Source organism: Rhodococcus sp. RDE2, assembly GCF_020885655.1.
GTDB lineage: Bacteria > Actinomycetota > Actinomycetes > Mycobacteriales > Mycobacteriaceae > Rhodococcus > Rhodococcus pyridinivorans.
Window position 1 is genome coordinate 2715528 of the sequence record NZ_AP025186.1, and the last position, 15183, is coordinate 2730710.

A 15183-nucleotide genomic window follows, 5' to 3' on the forward strand; every position below is an offset into this window, starting at 1 on the left:
CACCCATTCTCGACAGACCCGAACCGAGGAGTTCACCATGCACGAAGTCGACACTGCCGCTCTGATCCAGGCGTGGGAGTCCGGAGCTCCGGTGCTCGATGTCCGCGAGGACTACGAGTACATCCAGGGCCACGTTCCCGGCGCCCAATTGATTCCCCTCCCCGAACTGTCCGCCCGTGTGGGCGAGGTGTCTCCGGGAGAGACCGTCTACGTCATCTGTGCATCGGGAAACCGGAGCAAGCGCGGAGCCGAGATCCTCGAATCGGCCGGACGGCCCGCGGTATCCGTTGCCGGCGGAACGAGAGCGTGGGTGACTGCGGGCCGAGAGGTCCGCCGCGGACCCACCGCCTGAGGACGGATCCGATATCGGGTTCGGCGTCGGATCGACCGGCCCCGCCGTACTGCTGACAGAGAAATCGACGGAAAGGATCGAGATGACGTTGGCGCTCGCGCTCGGCTTCGGGGCTGTCATCGGCGTGCTGCTCGGCCTGCTCGGCGGAGGCGGATCGATCCTCGCGGTCCCGGCGCTGGTCTTCGGCCTGGGGCTGAGCATGGAGCAGGCCATCCCGATCTCGCTGATCGTCGTCGGTATGGCGTCGGCGATGGGGGCGCTGCCGAAAATGCGCGCCCACCTGGTCGAGTGGCGCCTGGCAGGCATCTTCGCCGCCACCGGAATTCCGGCCACCTTCGCGGGCAGCGCCGTGGGACGGTTGCTCCCGGAACGTGTTCTGCTGATCGGTTTCGCGGTGGTGACGGTCGCGGCGGGTGCGCGGATGCTCGCCGATCGTGGGGGTACCGGAACGGCGTGCTCGACCGAAGGCTCCCGGATCAACTGGCGCCGCTGCGCACCCCGGTCGATCTCGGCCGGCCTCGCCGTCGGCTTCCTCACCGGCCTGTTCGGAGTCGGCGGCGGATTCCTCATCATCCCCGCGCTCGTCCTCATGCTCGGCATCGAGATGCCCATCGCCGTGGGCACCTCACTGGTGATCATCGTCGTCAACTCCGCCGCGGGTCTGATCTCACATCTGAGCGGCACGAGCATCGACTGGGCGATCACCGCAGCCTTCGCCGGCACCGCGATCGTCGGCTCACTCATCGCGGGGCAGTTCGGCACCCGCGTCGACACCGATCGGCTGCAACGCTGGTTCGCGTATCTGGTGTTCGCCGTGGCCGCCTACGTGCTCGTCGATGCGATCTTCCTGCGGTGATCGAGACCCCACATCTAACCTTTCACCTATACGGGTGCGGGTATTCGTCCCGTACCTCCCCCGAACGAAGGAGACCCGCGATGGACGTGTCGATCATCGAAACCTCCGGCCTCGGCGATCGCAGCTACCTGATCAGCGCCGGGGAGATCGGCGCCGTGGTGGACCCGCAACGCGACATCGACCGCGTACTGAAACTGGCGGCCGAACGGGGGGTGCGCATCACCCACGTACTCGAAACCCACATCCACAACGACTACGTCACCGGCGGTCTCGAACTGTCCCGGGCAGTGAACGCCGAATACGTCGTTCCGGCCGGCGACGACCTCGGCTACCCGCGGCGCGCGGTGGTCGACGGCGACATCGTCGACGCCGGAGCATTCCGCTTCCAGGTCATGCACACTCCCGGTCACACGCATCATCACGTCAGCTATGTGCTGCGCGACCCCGACGACACTGCCGTCGGAGTGTTCACCGGCGGTTCGATGCTCTTCGGCACGACCGGACGCACCGACCTCGTCGGCGAGGAGCACACCGACGAACTCACCCACGCGCAGTACCACTCGGTGCGCCGCCTCGCCGAGGAGTTGCCCGCCGAGACGAAGGTGTACCCCACGCACGGCTTCGGCAGTTTCTGCGCGGCCACCCCCGCCAGCGGCGACGAGTCCACTATCGGCCGCGAACGTACGTCGAACCCGGCGCTGACCCAGGATGAACAAGCTTATGTCGACGAACTGCTCGCGGGACTGGCCGCCTATCCCGCGTATTACGCGCATATGGGAGTGATCAACCGCGCCGGGCCTGCGCCGGTGGACCTGTCGATGCCCGAGCGCGTCGATCCGGACGAGTTGCGCCACAGGATCGACGCTGGCGAATGGGTGGTCGACCTCCGCGAGCGCACTGCTTTCGCCGCCGGGCACCTCGGCGGCACCCTCGGATTCGAGCTGTCCGGTTCGTTCGTGACCTATCTGGGCTGGCTCTACACCTGGGGAGCGCCGTTGACCCTGATCGGAGAGAGCGAGGAGCAGGTACTCGACGCGCGTCGCGAACTCGTCCGCATCGGCATCGACGATCTCGAGGGCGCGGCGGTGGGTGAGATCCACACACTCGTCGCCGGTGGTGAATTGCGTTCCTATCGTGTCGCCGATTTCTCGGCGCTGGCCCGCAGACGCGACGAGCAGCAGGTCACCGTCCTCGATGTGCGGCAGGCGAACGAGTTCGACGAGTCGCACATCGACGGCGCCGTCAATATCGCACTGCACGAACTGGCCGGTCGTCTCGGCGAGGTTCCCGAGGGTGAGGTCTGGGTGCATTGCGCGTCCGGTTATCGCTCGTCGATTGCAGCATCGATGATCGATGCACCCGAACGCAGCGTCGTCCTCGTCAACGACGAATTCGACCGTGCCCGAGGACTCGGACTCATGGCGTGAAGCGGCCTGCCGCGGGCTCACATCGGGTGTACACCACACCCTAAATTACCCCCTGGGGTATACTGTGGAAAACCGGAGAAAGGACACTTACATGGTCGGCGACGAAGACAGCATCGCATTGGTTCTCAATCGGCTGCGCCGCGCCCAAGGGCAGCTCGCAGGGGTGATCTCGATGATCGAACAGGGCCGCGACTGCAAGGACGTCGTTACCCAGCTCGCCGCGGTTTCCCGCGCCCTCGACCGCGCGGGTTTCAAGATCGTCGCGACAGGTCTGAAGGAATGCCTGACCGACACCGCTCAGGACGGCAAGCAACCGATGACCGAGGCGGAACTCGAAAAGCTCTTCCTCGCCCTGGCCTGACCGGCGCGCTCGAGACAAGGACGTACCAGCCATGACACTCGCATTGTCGACAACGCTGCACACCTCGTTCGCCGACGCCGTCGAACGCACCCGCACAGCCTTGTCCGAGCAAGGCTTCGGCGTGCTCACCGAGATCGACATGAAGGCCACCTTGAAATCGAAACTCGGCGAGGACATCGAGGACTATCTGATCCTCGGCGCCTGCAACCCGCCGCTGGCGCACCGGGCGGTGACCGTCGACCGACAGATCGGCCTGCTGCTTCCATGCAACGTCGTTGTGCGCGCCGACCCGAACGATCCGCATACCATCGTCGTCGATGCAATGAACCCACAACTGATGGTGCAGGTCGCCGAGCAACCGGGGCTGGCCGAGGTCGCCGCCGACGCCACCACGGCCTTGCAGGCCGCCATCGATTCCCTGCGGACGGACTCGGCAGAAAGCTGAATGCCGCCCGTTCCACGGCCGTCGAGTGCTTGTAGGGACCTACGGCACCACCATCAACGGACAGAGCACGGTGTGCAGCAAGGCCCATGTGGTCGACCCCAACAGCATATTCGGGAATCCGCCGCGTCCGCGTCGGCCGAGGACCAGCAATTGAGCGTTGGCGGCATGTGCAGCGAGATTACGGGAGGGTTGATCCATCACGACGATCGGCCGGACCGGGACATCGGGGAACTGTTCGACATAGCCGGCAAGGTTTTCCGACAGCAGTGCCCGTTCGCGGGTCTCCACGGCGTCCCAGTCGATCCGAAACCGGAAGGGGGATCGCACATCCACGTCGGACCAGGCATGGACTGCCACCAGTTCGACATCCCGCCGCGCCGCTTCGTCGAAGGCCAGTTCGACAGCGCGGGAATTGTCTTCGGATCCGTCGACGCCCAGCACGACCGGACCGGTGATGTCGGAGACGTCGATGTACGGCAGGTCGCGCACCACCACTGCCGGTGCATGCGTATGCAGCACGAGCGAGCTGCTCACAGAACCGAATCTCTCCCATCCCAGGCGGCTGTGGCCGGCCCCGACAACCACCATCGATGCGGTCTTTGACCGCTCGATCAGCTCGAGCACCGGCGATCCGGTACACAGATGGGACTCGACCTCGAGGCCTGAAGTCGCGCGGTGTGCGCGGTCGGTGGCCTCGGACAGTCGTTTCCGCCCCTCGCCTTCCTCCTGTTCGAAGAACCCTGCCGGCATACCGCCCGGAGTTCCGTGAAAGCCCCGGATCGACACCGTCGTCACCAGCGCCAGCGGCACACCCCGCTCCTTGGCTTCGCGTGCACCCCAGATCACGGCCTGCAGGGCCGGTGCCGATCCGTCGACCCCCACGACGATCGGCCGGTGTGCACTCATAGCCATGCCTTCGGAAGACAACCGATCATACGCAGGGAAAGGCGAGAGAGGAACGCCATGGGTTATCACTCCAACAGCGTTTGTCGCAAGCTCATCGTCTTCATAAAGTCGAGGAACATATGCTTGGGAAGATGATGTGCGAGGTCGGCTTCGCTGATGATCCCGACGACGCGGCGGTCGTCGACAACCGGCAGGTGTCGAATCTTGTGAGCTTGCATGACAATGAGTGCGTCCTCGACTTCGGCATCGGCTTGAATACACACCGGGCGATCGTCGGTGAGTTCACCGACGGTAGTGGTGGCGGGGTCGAGTTGTGCTGCGATGCCGTTGATCACGATGTCACGATCGGTAATGACACCTCTCAGGTATCCGTTGTCGTCACAGACGGGTAGCGCTTGGATGCCCGACTGAGGTTTTCTCACCAGGCCGGTGCTTGCAGGTGAAGAAGAACGAGAGCCGCAGCAGCGATCGAGCCGATCCTCCACGGACATAGACTGATTCGCTGCAGCGCCTTCCACCGGGTCTTCAGCAGCGCGTTCGCGCGTTCGGCCGGAGCACGCATCGCAGACAGCAGCGTGTTGCGGCAACGAGTGCCGATATCGAGATCACGGCCTTTCGTCGGGACGTGGACGCCGATCCCGGCACCGGTGTACCCCTTGTCGGCGAGGGTGGGCATCCCGCCGGCGGCAGCGTGGTAGAGGGCGCCGAGGATCCCGCCCCGACGAGCAGCGGTGAGGTCGTGCACCGAACCGGGGGCAACCTCGGACACCCAGATCGGGTAGCCGGTCGGATCGGTCAGGACCTGGACGTTGCCGCCATGGCGGCGATGTTTACCCGAGTACCACACGTCGTGCCCGGACTCGGAACGCTCCCGGCAGCGAGTCGAGGCGATGAGGGTGCCGTCGAGGCAGACATGCTCCCAGCCGGACTCGATCCCACGTTCGAGCACGTCGTGCAGGTCCGGGGCGTGCGCAGCGATCACGTCGATACCTTCGTGGAGATACCGGTAGGCGGTGGCCTGCGAGATGCGGGCATCGCGCGCCAGGGTGGCGACGTCGGTGCCGTCGCGGAACCACCGCAGCACCATCAGAGCCTGGACGTAGACGGTCGCGGCCCGCTGCCACGGCCGGCGATCGGTCCTGCGGCGGTGGGCAGCGAGGATACGGGCGACGAAGGTCAGGGTGTGCTCGGGCACGTCGAGCGTGGCACGATAGGTAATCACGTGGGGTCCTGCTCCGGGTTGCTTCTTGCTCGAAACAATCCCTACCAGGCAGGACCCCACGTCCTCTTTTCACGCCACACCGTTCGGATGTCTTTGCTGTCGTCGGTGACTCTCTGGTGAGAAAACCTCACTGTCGCATTTTCTGCGCCGCGGTACGCAAGGTGTCGTGTTCGTCGATGCACGTCGCTTTGGCGTGCATGATCTCACAGGCGCGGGACATAGCGATCCCACCCGCTGTACGTGACGACGTGGGGCACTGCCGTCCCACGCCCGAAAGTGCGCCGGACCTTCTCGATGCCCCGGAGGAATTCGCTCAGTGGGATAGCCCCTGCCATCGTGGTTGCAGGAGTGCCGATAACGGGTCGTGTGGGCACAATGGTGCCTTTGTTCGAGACCATCAGCTTCTGACATCCTTCAGCGTCTCAGTTGTTGGTGCTCTGAGGAAGGGCCTTTGGACCCGTTGTCGCTGGAGCCGGCCACCCGGCCGACTGTGATCCGCAGGGTGGGCGCCGGTGCATCTCAGTGGCAGCCTGGCTCGTTAGGCCTCTTCGGATTCCATGTCGGTCCGTGTACCGACCTGCGTCGGTGAGAACTGAGTCGAAAGTATCGGCGGTGTCTTACGGAATGTGCATGCACCTAACGGATACGGTCAGGGTGGCGGTATGGGGGCAAACGCCCGCTCGTCTCAATCAGCTCTTTCGTCATCCCGGCGTCTACGAGGTCGAGTTCGGCACCTCGATCCAATCGATCGTACGCCGCTTGCGCAGGCGAGCTGCGTGCCCTCTACGTCATCGGTGAGGAGGTCGCCGTATCCGACCCGAAATCCGCGCACGTTCGGGAAGCGTTGGCCTCGTGCGAGTTACTCATCTGTCACGACTTGTTTCCGTCCGAGACCGCTCGCGTCGCCGACATCGTCTTCCCGGCTGCAGCGTTCCTCGAGAAGGACGGAACCTTCGTGAACTTCGATCGGAGATTTCAACGCGTGCGACCCGCGGTCGCACCGCCGGCCGGTGCCTGGACGGACTTCGACATCATCAGCAGTGTTGCCCGCGCGATGGGCGTCGAACTCGGTTGCGCCACCCCTTCGGAGGCAATGGACGAATGCGCTCGGCTCGCGCCGTTGTTCGCCGGGATCTCACACCGCCGCCTCGACCGCGAGGGCCCGCTGCACTGGCCGTGTCCCGATCGTAATCAGTCCGGGCAGGCCACCCTGTACCTCGAGGGGTTCGCCACCGGTGACGGTCGGGCGCACCTCGCGCCCGTGCCCTACCTAGCGCCCGGCGAAGCCATCGACGCGGATTATCCGTACGTACTCGTCACCGGCCGACGGTTGGCGCACTACAACACCGGCTCGATGACCAGGCGTACACCCGACATCGACCTGAGTCCGCGCGAATCCGTCGATCTCCATCCGCAGGACGCGGTAACGATGGGTGTGCGGACCGGCGACACCGTCGAGGTTCGCAGCCGGCGGGGCGCCGTGCGCCTGACCGCCACAGTCACCGATGAGACAGCTCCCGGCACGGCTTTCTGCGATTTCCACTTCCCGCACGCACCGGTGAATGCCCTGACCTCCGCTCGTACAGACGAAGACACCGGGTGTCCCAGTACAAGATCACCGCGGTGGCGATCCGCCCGGTTGCTCGATAGCCGAGTGGTCATTGTCCAGCGTCCAACAGGATCATGAGAATCCAGTGGGCGAGGGGAGTTATGTACGAATCGGAGGTTTTCGGGCAGAGTCACCGTTCATATCCGCTGACGTATTGCGTGCGGGCCGGGCCTGCGTTCAGGCTGCAATATGGGGACTGTGGATTGAGGATTCGGGATGCGTCGCGGCGGTCTGCGGATGCTGACCCATGGCGCACACGCTGGTGGAAGCGCCGCTCGTACGCTCGATGGGCACTCCTACGAGTGGCTGGTCGAACACGAGATCGGTTCCACGCGAGATCGCTCCGACCGTACCGGTCACCGTGGCGATCCGTGAGTCGGCGAATGTGCGTGCCGCGCGTCGCGCCGGTGCGGATTCGGTGGTGTTGTCCTCGGAAACCGCCGGACGCATGCTCGGTTTGGCCGTGGCGACCCCGACGGGCGCCGAACTCGTCGACGAGTTGCTCACCTCCGAGACAGGTCCTGCGCTCACCGAACGGCAGGTGCGGGCCGAGGAGATCGGGTGTGCACCGCACGGGCTGCCCGATCCGGTCGTCGCGGTGGTGCGCAACGGGCAGCTGTTGCGCGCCGGCGCGAGCGAGGCGGGGGTGCTCGAGGCCGGGGACCGGTTGGTGCAGGTGCGTCGCCTCGTCGGCTGAGTCGAGATCCGGCAGGCGGGGTTACGCGGGAGAAGGACCCCGGCAGATAGACGGCATCGTCTCAGCTCGCCTCGGACGTTGCCGAACTGTTCTGTCCGGGATCGTCGTGGGGGTGGCGCCGCGCATTCACCGCCTGGGCGGCGATGATCACTGCTGCCACCGCGGTGGTGATCGCCACCGTGAACCAGTCGCTGCGTGCTTTCATCATGACGAACGGCACGAGTACGAGCACATCAAGTGCGATGGCCACCGCCGGAATCCACACGGTGAACTCGACCCGGTGGCGCAGTCGGCGGATCATTCCCCAGTGGATGGCGATGTCCATCGACAGATAGAGCATCGCTCCGAGCGCCGCGATCCGGCTCAGGTCGAACAGGCTCGCCGTCACCAGTGCCAACGCTGCGGTGATGAGCAGAGACTGCCGGTTGAGCGACACCGGCACACCCGGGACTTGTTTCATCTCGCGCAGCATGTCGTACAACCTGGAGACGGAGAACAGGCTCGCCACCAGACCCGACAACGTTGCTACAACGGCCACTGCCACCGTCAACCACACCCCCCCACGAACCGAACAAGGGTTCGGCGGCCTCGGCGAGGGCGTAGCCGCGGGCGGCGAGGATCTGCGGGACCGGCAGGCTCCCGACGACGGCGACGGTCAACAACAGGTAGATCACGGTGCATACCGCGATCGCGATCACGATCGAGCGAGCGATATTGCGTTCGGGATTGCGGATGTCCGCACCCTGATTGGTGATGGTGGTAAAGCCCTTGTAGGCCAGGATGCACAGGGTCGTGCCGGCCAGAAATCCCCACAGTCCACTGTCCGGCGGCGCTCCGCCGGGACGTCCCACCAGCGCATCCGACAGCGCCGACATCCCGGTGGCGATGATTCCGGCCACCGCCAGCACACCGATACCGGCGATCTTGAGCGCTGCGGTGACCGTGGCCGAGCCTTCCACCCATCGGTTACCCACCAGATTGACGATCGTCGCCGCCACGATCGCCGTGACGGCGAGCACCGGCACCCACACCGGGGAGTTCTGCATCCCGAACGGGCGCAGCAGATAGGTACCGAACGTTCGAGCCAGCAAACTCTCGGCCAGGATCATCGAGACGTACATGAACAACGAGAACGACCCGGCAATCACCCCGGGACCGTAGGCGGCGGTAAGGATCATCGCGATTCCTCCCGAGGAGGGATCGGTACTCGAATAGCGCACATAGGAATACGCACTGAATGCCACCACGACCGCGCCGGCGACGAACGCCCACGGTATCGCGGAGCCGGCCAGTTCGGCGACCTGACCGACCAGAGCGAAGATGCCCGCCCCGATCATCACGCCGGTGCCCAGCGCGATCGAGCCGATCAACGACAATTTCTTGGTCTCGTCGGTGCTGGAAGACATCACATGTCCCTCCGTTCCGCGTGCGCGCCTCCGGTGCGGAGATCGCCCGCTGTGCCCGTCGCACCACAGGCCGATCCGCTCTCGCGGCTGCGCCCACGGTGCCCCGATGACTCGAGGCGCGATCCGGATACACGAGCGCCGTCCTAGCGAAACCTTCGGCTCGGCAATCGTCTTCACGACGACCAGGGTGTTTGGGCTTCTCGCGTGTGGCCCGTAGGGTGCAGGCCCATGGCACTACCCTCCTTCGACATCGATACCCGCATGGCCTATCACGTTGCGCAACAGAATATTTTGCAACGACTCGACGCCGGCGCCGACATCGACGACGTGCGTGCACAGTGGCGGCAGACCATCGACCGCATCATCGACCACCGGATCGCCGGCGAGGATGCACTGGTATTCGTCCGAGCTCCCGAACTGGGCGCCGACCGTGAGACAAGGGGATGCGTCACCTCAGGTGCGCACAGCCCGCGTCGGCGCATCGCCTCACGGTGCGCCGGAGATCGGCGGCCGATGGGGCAGACGCACCACGTGCAGGAAGAAGTTGTCGATCGTGCGGATCACGCCCGCGAACTGATCGAAGTCGACGGGTTTGGTGATGTAGGCGTTGGCGTGCAGCCGGTAGCTACGTAGCAGGTCTTCTTCGGCCGCGGAGGAGGTCAACACCACCACGGGGATGGCAGACAGTTCCGGATCGGCCTTGATTCGGGCTAATACCTCCACCGCGGCGGCACTTCCGGGCACCGAAAAATCTGTACGACATGTTGAGAGTGTGCTTGCTCGGGTACGCGACAGACGAAGCGGAACTTGCTGTTCCGTGAGAAGCCGTCACCCGAGGAAAGGAGCACTGTCATGGGCACTGCAGCGAGCATGCTCGAGAGCTATCCGAAGAATGTGGGCGACATCGACACGGGCGTGTTGGCCGCCTGCATCGAGGCGTGTACCGACTGCGCGCAGACGTGCACCGCCTGCGCCGACGCGTGCCTGGCCGAGGACACCGTCGCCGACCTGACCACCTGCATCCGCACCGACCTCGACTGCGCCGACCTGTGTGCGGCGACCGCCCGGATCCTCTCGCGCCAGACCGGCAACAACGCGACGGTCACCAAGGCCGTGCTCGAGGCCTGCGCCACCGCCTGCCAGGTCTGTGGCGACGAATGCGACCGGCACAGTTCCCATCACGAGCACTGCCGGATCTGCGCCGAGGCGTGCCGGCGCTGTGAGCAGGCCTGCCGCGATCTGCTCGCCGCCCTCAACTGACCTGCTCACGCAGCATCGCCGGCGCCGGGTCACCGTGGTGTGGTCCGGTGCCGGTGGTCGGCGGCGTAGGCAGCGCAGATCTGTTCGATCGATCCTCCGGTGTGCAGATAGCGGCTATCGAGATAGCTGGTGAGCGACCCGAGTTGCTGCTCGAGCCGCACTGCGGCGCGGCGCACCTCCATCGCCGTCGATGCCTCCCCGGCCCGAACCAGAGAGGGAGCGTGCCCGAGCATCGCGGCCAGGGACCGATCGGAGTCGGCGTCGCGGAAGAAGTACGTTTCGCCGTACTGCCGCAGATCGAACTCCACGGTGGTCAACGCCTCGGTGAGCTCGTCGAGTAGCGCGCACGCGATGCTCGCCTCTCCACGGCGGGCAACCTCGGTCGAATCGGTCGAGATCAGCAGATGCACGGTCCGGGCGGCGGCGCGGCGGCGGATCAACGCCGGATAGATCTGCAAGATCCACGAGATCGCCACAGTGAACAACACGAACCCGATCAACGCCTGCACCGGGAGCAGCAACCGCAACGCCGGATAGGCGGGAGTGATGTCGCCGTAGCCGAGGGTGGCCACGGTCACCAGCGACAGATACAGCGACGCCACCGGATCGGATGACGACTGCGGCTGCAGCGCAGAGGCAAAGGAGAAACCGCCCGGCTTGTGCGGCAGGTAGATCAGCGCCCACCCGGTCACGATCATCGCAGCCCACAGCAACACCGTGGCGATCATGCCCAGCGGGCCGGCGGAGCCGAGCGCCCGGCCGTGGCGGCGGATCCTCCCGGCGATCGACCAGATGATTCGGAACACCCAGCGGCTCAGCGTGCCCAGCCCGTGTGGATGCCACAACGTGGCATAGATGTCCCGCAACGCCCCTGCGATGAGCGCTGCGCCGAGCGCGCTGAGTAACCACGTCATTGCCGTCTACCTCCGGTCCCTAGCGCGCGTCGGCCGCACCCGATCGACTCTTCCTGTTACGGCCCGAACGTAGAGGTTGCGCCCGGCTGCGGCGGTGAGACCGAATGCCACTGTGCTCGCGGTCAGCACGAGCGTGCCGGCGCCGAGCACGGCGTCGTCGACGCCGAGACGTTCGGCTTCTATCGTCAGATAGAACAATGCGGACACCCCCACAGGCCCGAACCAGCCGAGATACACCGCGTCGGGCAGCGGTAGATGCAGTGGCCGTCGCAACAACAGCACGATCGGGATCCGCCGCAGAAGCAGGACAGCGACCATCAAGGCGGGCGCTTTCCAGCCCAGCTCGGCCCATTGCTGCCACGGTAGGGCGGCGCCGAGCAGGAAGAACAACGGCAGGACTGCGAACCTGTTGACGGCCTCGTCGATCTCGACTTCGGAAGTCCGTTCGGCGCCGGTGCCGACGGCGTTGAAGGCCAGGCCGCCGACGAATACGGCGAGCACCCCGTCGACGTGCAGCAGACCGGCCACGCCGAGGATTCCCAGGGCCAACACAGCGGTGAACAACAGGGCCGGGCCGTGTGCGGTGGCGCCGTGCTTGTCGCCCAGTCGCAGTGCTGCACCGCCTATGGCGCCGAGGAGTGCGCCGGCGACCAGGGCGCCGAGGACCTGCCACAGTGATTCGCTGACCGCCGCACCGGCGCTGAGTGGGCCGGCGACCGCGATCGCGGCGACCACCAGTGGCAGCGCCAGGCCGTCGTTCGCGCCGGATTCGAGCGAGAGCAGCTGTCGGTCCCGGGCGGGAAGGTCCCGTTCGGCAAGATCGCCGGTGACCACACTCGAGGCCAGCACCGGATCGGTCGGGCAGATCGCGGCCCCGAACAACAGTGCCGTGGCCAGCGGTAATCCGGCCACCGCCCATCCGAGTCCGGTCGAGATCGCCGCCATCGAGGGCATGACGACCAGCAGCAGCACGGCCAGTGCGCGGCGGTGGCGACGCAGCGCGGCGATGGGGTAACGCAAGGCAACCGCCATCACGGACACGGCCAAGAGAACCCTGGCGAGCTCGTGGAACAGGCCGTGTTCGACCGTCACCGGTGCAATCGGCAACGCATCGAGTAGTTGGGGACCGAGCAGTACCCCGGCGACCAGACCGAGTAGGGGTTCGGACAACGGCAGGCGGCGCATCGCCGAGGAAATCGCTGCCACGATTACCCCGAGTCCGCCGACCACGGCGAGAACGACATCGATGTGCATGACGATCGCATTCCCGGATCGACGCATCGCAATCGTCACCCATCCGAACGATGGTGACTCGGGGGAGTGCGGGCCGAGATTCGGAGAATCAGTAGTCGTAGTCGCGGTCGGTGGGAGCGGAGCGGTGTCCCAGCCGTCGCAGATGCGTGCGCCGGCTCAGGCGGATCACGGGCCGGGCGAGAAAGTCGAGCGAGCCGAGCAGGAACAGCCAGGTGCCGGCGGTCTGGGTGGAGTCGAAGAAGAACAACACGCTGCCGATGGTGAAGAACACCGCGATCAGGACGTCGTTGACGATCGAGGCTGTCTCGTATCGGTTGTCGATCACGACCTGCTCCCGGCCGACGGACAGTTGCAGCGACGGATCTGTTCGGGTGCGATCGGTGGCCATGGCCGGGCGAGTACCCACCCGCTGGTGCGGGTATGCCCGACGGATGTGGTTCGGAAGTTGGTCCGATCTGATGCGTGTGGTGCTCGTCGGTGCGGCCGCCTATCTCTGGCTGGTGTTCGTGCTGCGGATCTCGGGGAAGCGAACCCTGGCCGAACTCAACGCCTTCGACCTGGTCGTCACCGTCGCGCTCGGTTCGACGCTGGCGACGATTCTGCTCAGTTCCGATGTGTCGTGGTCCGAGGGCGCGGTGGCGCTGGTGCTGTTGGCTGGGCTGCAGTTTCTGGCCGCTGCTGTTTCCTCTCGTTGGCCTCGCAGTCGCGCCGTGCTCACTGCCGATCCGACTTTGCTCGTCGAGCACGGTGCAATGCTCGACCTGGCGCTGGCACAGCAACGGATCAGCCCCGGCGAGGTACGGCAAGCGGTGCGCGCCTCCGGTTTCGGCGACCTGGGACAGGTCGCAGCCGTGGTGCTCGAAACCGACGGCAGCCTCAGCGTGATCGGCCACCAGCAGTACGGCAACGGTTCGGTCCTGGACGATGTCGCTCATTCGGCATCCGGTGGTCACCGCCGATCGTCCCGACCCGGTGGTGACCGTCGATGAGGAGCACGACGTTGCCATGACCGGTCCTCGAGGGCACGTCCAGGTGTTCGATGTCGTACGAGCGCGGCGCCGAGTGCTTGTCGAGGCGCTTCGGTCGCGCTTGTGGCCGTTGCCGGCCGTGGCGGTGCTGCTCGCGGTGCTGGCCGGGATCGGCGTGCCCGAACTCGACACCGCCGTCGACGATCACATGCCTGCGGAGGTGGCCGGGTATCTGTTCGGTGGGAGCGCTGACGCGGCCCGGGAGGTGCTCGGCGCGATCGCCGGCTCGCTCATCACCGTCACTTCGTTGACGTTTTCCCTCACATTGGTGACCTTGCAGCTGGCCAGCAGCCAGTATTCACCGCGGCTGCTGCGCACCTTCGCCGCCGACCGCGTGGTGCAACGCACCCTGGCGTTGTTCCTGAGCACCTTCATCTACGCCTTGACCGTGCTGCGGACAGTCCGTAACGACACCGACGCCGGCACCAGCGAATTCGTGCCCCAGTTGGCCGTGACTCTGGCGTATGCACTGACCGTCGCCAGTGTGGTGTCGCTGGTGCTGTTCCTCGGCCATCTGGTGCGGCAGATCCGCGTCGAAACCGTCCTCGACCAGGTACGCGCCGACACCTGCGCGACGGCAGCGGATATCCTTCCGCAGGCCACCACCGGCGGGGGACCGGAGCAACCACTGCCCGAACCGCCGCCGCACGCTCACCTCGTCGAAGCCGCCGATTCCGGGTTCGTGGTCGAGATCCACGAACGCGCCGTCCTCGACGCGGCGGTGCGCGCCGAGGCTTTCGTGTGGATCGATCGCCCGGTGGGCGACCCGGTCGTGGCGGGAACACCGATCGCGCGCTGCTGGCCTGTGCACCCGCAACACCCCCTGACCGGTGAGACACTCGACCGGCTCGACGACCGGATCCGCAGCGCGGTGCGCACCAGCAGTGAACGCACCACCGCCCAGGACGTCGGCTACGGACTACGTCAACTCACCGATGTGGTGGTACGTGCCCTGTCACCGGGAATCAACGATCCGACGACCGCGGTGCACGGTCTCGTCGCCTGCACGGCGGTCCTCGTCGAATTGCTGTCTGCTCGGTTGGGGCCCTACCCGGTGTGCGATCTCGACGATCGGGTGCGAGTGGTGATCGCACGCCCGACCTTTGCTGAACTGCTCGATCTGGTGTGCACACAACCGCGAATCTACGGTGCCGCCGATCCCGAGGTCCTCGAGGCGCTGCTGTCGATGTTGAAGCTGCTGGGGTGGAAAGCGGTCACCGACAGTCACCGCGTTGCCATCGGCGATCAGCTCGCGCGGCTCCGTGATTGCCTCGGCGAGCACGAAGATGTGGTCCGTCGTGCTCTCGAGCGCACCGCCGACGATGTCGACAGCAGCCTCACACATCGCTGGCACTCACGGTCCCGGCTGCGTTGAGGCCGCAGGAGTACGGGACATCGGTACGGCCCGTGCAGCCGCTGCTGTCCGCCCGTGTGAAGACGCGCCGA

18 protein-coding genes and 2 pseudogenes are annotated in these 15183 nt (G+C 65.7%); 10 read left to right on the forward strand and 10 right to left on the reverse strand.

The features are described 5' to 3' along the window. Positions 1-37: 37 nt before the first annotated feature. From LPH33_RS12685 to LPH33_RS12705, 5 genes are all read left to right on the forward strand, one after another. The gene (locus LPH33_RS12685; protein ID WP_159416617.1) at positions 38-352 is read left to right on the forward strand and encodes a rhodanese-like domain-containing protein; all 315 of its coding nucleotides are present in this window, start codon (positions 38-40) and stop codon (positions 350-352) included. Between the two features lie 82 nt (positions 353-434). After that, a complete protein-coding gene (locus LPH33_RS12690) occupies positions 435-1208 on the forward strand; it encodes a sulfite exporter TauE/SafE family protein (protein ID WP_229564866.1) in 774 nt (257 codons plus the stop codon). 80 nt (positions 1209-1288) lie between these two features. Further along, a complete protein-coding gene (locus LPH33_RS12695; RefSeq protein ID WP_145693063.1) occupies positions 1289-2635 on the forward strand; it encodes an MBL fold metallo-hydrolase in 1347 nt (448 codons plus the stop codon). A 91-nt stretch (positions 2636-2726) separates the two neighbouring features. Then, a complete protein-coding gene (locus tag LPH33_RS12700; protein ID WP_120282728.1) occupies positions 2727-2996 on the forward strand; it encodes a metal-sensitive transcriptional regulator in 270 nt (89 codons plus the stop codon). Positions 2997-3027: 31 nt separating this feature from the next. Further along, a complete protein-coding gene (locus LPH33_RS12705) occupies positions 3028-3441 on the forward strand; it encodes a DUF302 domain-containing protein (RefSeq protein WP_120282729.1) in 414 nt (137 codons plus the stop codon). A 39-nt stretch (positions 3442-3480) separates the two neighbouring features. Here LPH33_RS12705 and LPH33_RS12710 read toward each other — a convergent pair whose 3' ends face one another. The 4 genes and pseudogenes from LPH33_RS12710 to LPH33_RS12725 form a co-directional block, all read right to left on the reverse strand. Further along, positions 3481-4347: a universal stress protein gene (locus LPH33_RS12710; protein ID WP_145693064.1), complete on the reverse strand. Its 867-nt coding sequence runs from the start codon at positions 4345-4347 to the stop codon at positions 3481-3483. 65 nt (positions 4348-4412) lie between these two features. After that, positions 4413-4682, reverse strand: a complete 270-nt coding sequence (locus LPH33_RS12715; RefSeq protein WP_229568529.1) for a CBS domain-containing protein — start codon at positions 4680-4682, stop codon at positions 4413-4415. A gap of 6 nt (positions 4683-4688) precedes the next feature. Beyond that, a pseudogene (locus tag LPH33_RS26960) lies at positions 4689-4838 on the reverse strand (hypothetical protein); the annotation flags it as partial. Next, complete coding sequence (locus LPH33_RS12725) at positions 4766-5569, reverse strand: IS5 family transposase (protein ID WP_145690968.1); 804 nt, start codon at positions 5567-5569, stop codon at positions 4766-4768. The gene LPH33_RS12725 and the pseudogene LPH33_RS26960, both read right to left, overlap by 73 nt. Positions 5570-6359: 790 nt before the next feature. Here LPH33_RS12725 and LPH33_RS12730 point away from each other — a divergent pair. Both LPH33_RS12730 and LPH33_RS12735 read left to right on the forward strand, forming a co-directional pair. Beyond that, positions 6360-7256 (forward strand): molybdopterin oxidoreductase family protein, encoded by an 897-nt coding sequence (locus tag LPH33_RS12730; RefSeq protein ID WP_229568329.1) that lies wholly within the window; start codon positions 6360-6362, stop codon positions 7254-7256. 169 nt (positions 7257-7425) lie between these two features. Continuing rightward, complete coding sequence (locus tag LPH33_RS12735; protein ID WP_183070704.1) at positions 7426-7875, forward strand: hypothetical protein; 450 nt, start codon at positions 7426-7428, stop codon at positions 7873-7875. Between the two features lie 61 nt (positions 7876-7936). Here the strand turns inward: LPH33_RS12735 and LPH33_RS12740 are convergent, their stop codons facing one another. The 3 genes and pseudogenes from LPH33_RS12740 to LPH33_RS12750 all read right to left on the reverse strand — a co-directional run. Then, positions 7937-8125 carry a hypothetical protein gene (locus tag LPH33_RS12740; RefSeq protein ID WP_229564867.1) on the reverse strand — a complete coding sequence of 63 codons (189 nt, stop codon included), beginning with the start codon at positions 8123-8125 and terminating at the stop codon, positions 7937-7939. Continuing rightward, a complete protein-coding gene (locus tag LPH33_RS12745; protein ID WP_229564868.1) occupies positions 8109-9281 on the reverse strand; it encodes an APC family permease in 1173 nt (390 codons plus the stop codon). Before LPH33_RS12745 ends, LPH33_RS12740 begins: the two co-directional genes overlap by 17 nt. A gap of 486 nt (positions 9282-9767) precedes the next feature. Then, positions 9768-10001 (reverse strand): annotated as a pseudogene (locus tag LPH33_RS12750) (response regulator); the annotation flags it as partial. Positions 10002-10133: 132 nt separating this feature from the next. Between LPH33_RS12750 and LPH33_RS12755 the strand changes: the two are divergent. Beyond that, positions 10134-10541, forward strand: a complete 408-nt coding sequence (locus LPH33_RS12755; RefSeq protein WP_145693067.1) for a four-helix bundle copper-binding protein — start codon at positions 10134-10136, stop codon at positions 10539-10541. A 29-nt stretch (positions 10542-10570) separates the two neighbouring features. Here LPH33_RS12755 and LPH33_RS12760 read toward each other — a convergent pair whose 3' ends face one another. The 3 genes from LPH33_RS12760 to LPH33_RS12770 form a co-directional block, all read right to left on the reverse strand. Further along, positions 10571-11455, reverse strand: coding sequence for a potassium channel family protein (locus tag LPH33_RS12760; protein WP_145693068.1), 885 nt, complete (start codon positions 11453-11455; stop codon positions 10571-10573). A gap of 6 nt (positions 11456-11461) precedes the next feature. Then, complete coding sequence (locus tag LPH33_RS12765; protein ID WP_229568330.1) at positions 11462-12709, reverse strand: cation:proton antiporter; 1248 nt, start codon at positions 12707-12709, stop codon at positions 11462-11464. A gap of 88 nt (positions 12710-12797) precedes the next feature. Continuing rightward, a complete protein-coding gene (locus tag LPH33_RS12770; RefSeq protein WP_088898126.1) occupies positions 12798-13097 on the reverse strand; it encodes a YrhK family protein in 300 nt (99 codons plus the stop codon). Positions 13098-13140: 43 nt separating this feature from the next. Between LPH33_RS12770 and LPH33_RS12775 the strand changes: the two genes are divergently transcribed. Beyond that, entirely contained in the window at positions 13141-13698 is a 558-nt protein-coding gene (locus LPH33_RS12775; RefSeq protein ID WP_145692121.1) for a DUF421 domain-containing protein, read from the forward strand. 16 nt (positions 13699-13714) lie between these two features. Next, positions 13715-15112: a DUF2254 domain-containing protein gene (locus tag LPH33_RS12780; protein ID WP_145692122.1), complete on the forward strand. Its 1398-nt coding sequence runs from the start codon at positions 13715-13717 to the stop codon at positions 15110-15112. Positions 15113-15183: the final 71 nt, after the last annotated feature.

What these genes read in the sequence shown, in the direction of transcription:
- LPH33_RS12735 (WP_183070704.1), top strand. Translation starts at nt 7,426, where the DNA reads ATGGCGCACACGCTGGTGGAAGCGCCGCTCGTACGCTCGATGGGCACT.
- LPH33_RS12695 (WP_145693063.1), top strand. Translation starts at nt 1,289, where the DNA reads ATGGACGTGTCGATCATCGAAACCTCCGGCCTCGGCGATCGCAGCTAC.
- LPH33_RS12705 (WP_120282729.1), top strand. Translation starts at nt 3,028, where the DNA reads ATGACACTCGCATTGTCGACAACGCTGCACACCTCGTTCGCCGACGCC.
- LPH33_RS12700 (WP_120282728.1), top strand. Translation starts at nt 2,727, where the DNA reads ATGGTCGGCGACGAAGACAGCATCGCATTGGTTCTCAATCGGCTGCGC.
- LPH33_RS12760 (WP_145693068.1), bottom strand. Translation starts at nt 11,455, where the DNA reads ATGACGTGGTTACTCAGCGCGCTCGGCGCAGCGCTCATCGCAGGGGCG.
- LPH33_RS12690 (WP_229564866.1), top strand. Translation starts at nt 435, where the DNA reads ATGACGTTGGCGCTCGCGCTCGGCTTCGGGGCTGTCATCGGCGTGCTG.
- LPH33_RS12765 (WP_229568330.1), bottom strand. Translation starts at nt 12,709, where the DNA reads ATGCACATCGATGTCGTTCTCGCCGTGGTCGGCGGACTCGGGGTAATC.
- LPH33_RS12775 (WP_145692121.1), top strand. Translation starts at nt 13,141, where the DNA reads ATGTGGTTCGGAAGTTGGTCCGATCTGATGCGTGTGGTGCTCGTCGGT.
- LPH33_RS12780 (WP_145692122.1), top strand. Translation starts at nt 13,715, where the DNA reads ATGACCGGTCCTCGAGGGCACGTCCAGGTGTTCGATGTCGTACGAGCG.
- LPH33_RS12770 (WP_088898126.1), bottom strand. Translation starts at nt 13,097, where the DNA reads ATGGCCACCGATCGCACCCGAACAGATCCGTCGCTGCAACTGTCCGTC.
- LPH33_RS12710 (WP_145693064.1), bottom strand. Translation starts at nt 4,347, where the DNA reads ATGAGTGCACACCGGCCGATCGTCGTGGGGGTCGACGGATCGGCACCG.
- LPH33_RS12685 (WP_159416617.1), top strand. Translation starts at nt 38, where the DNA reads ATGCACGAAGTCGACACTGCCGCTCTGATCCAGGCGTGGGAGTCCGGA.
- LPH33_RS12745 (WP_229564868.1), bottom strand. Translation starts at nt 9,281, where the DNA reads ATGTCTTCCAGCACCGACGAGACCAAGAAATTGTCGTTGATCGGCTCG.
- LPH33_RS12755 (WP_145693067.1), top strand. Translation starts at nt 10,134, where the DNA reads ATGGGCACTGCAGCGAGCATGCTCGAGAGCTATCCGAAGAATGTGGGC.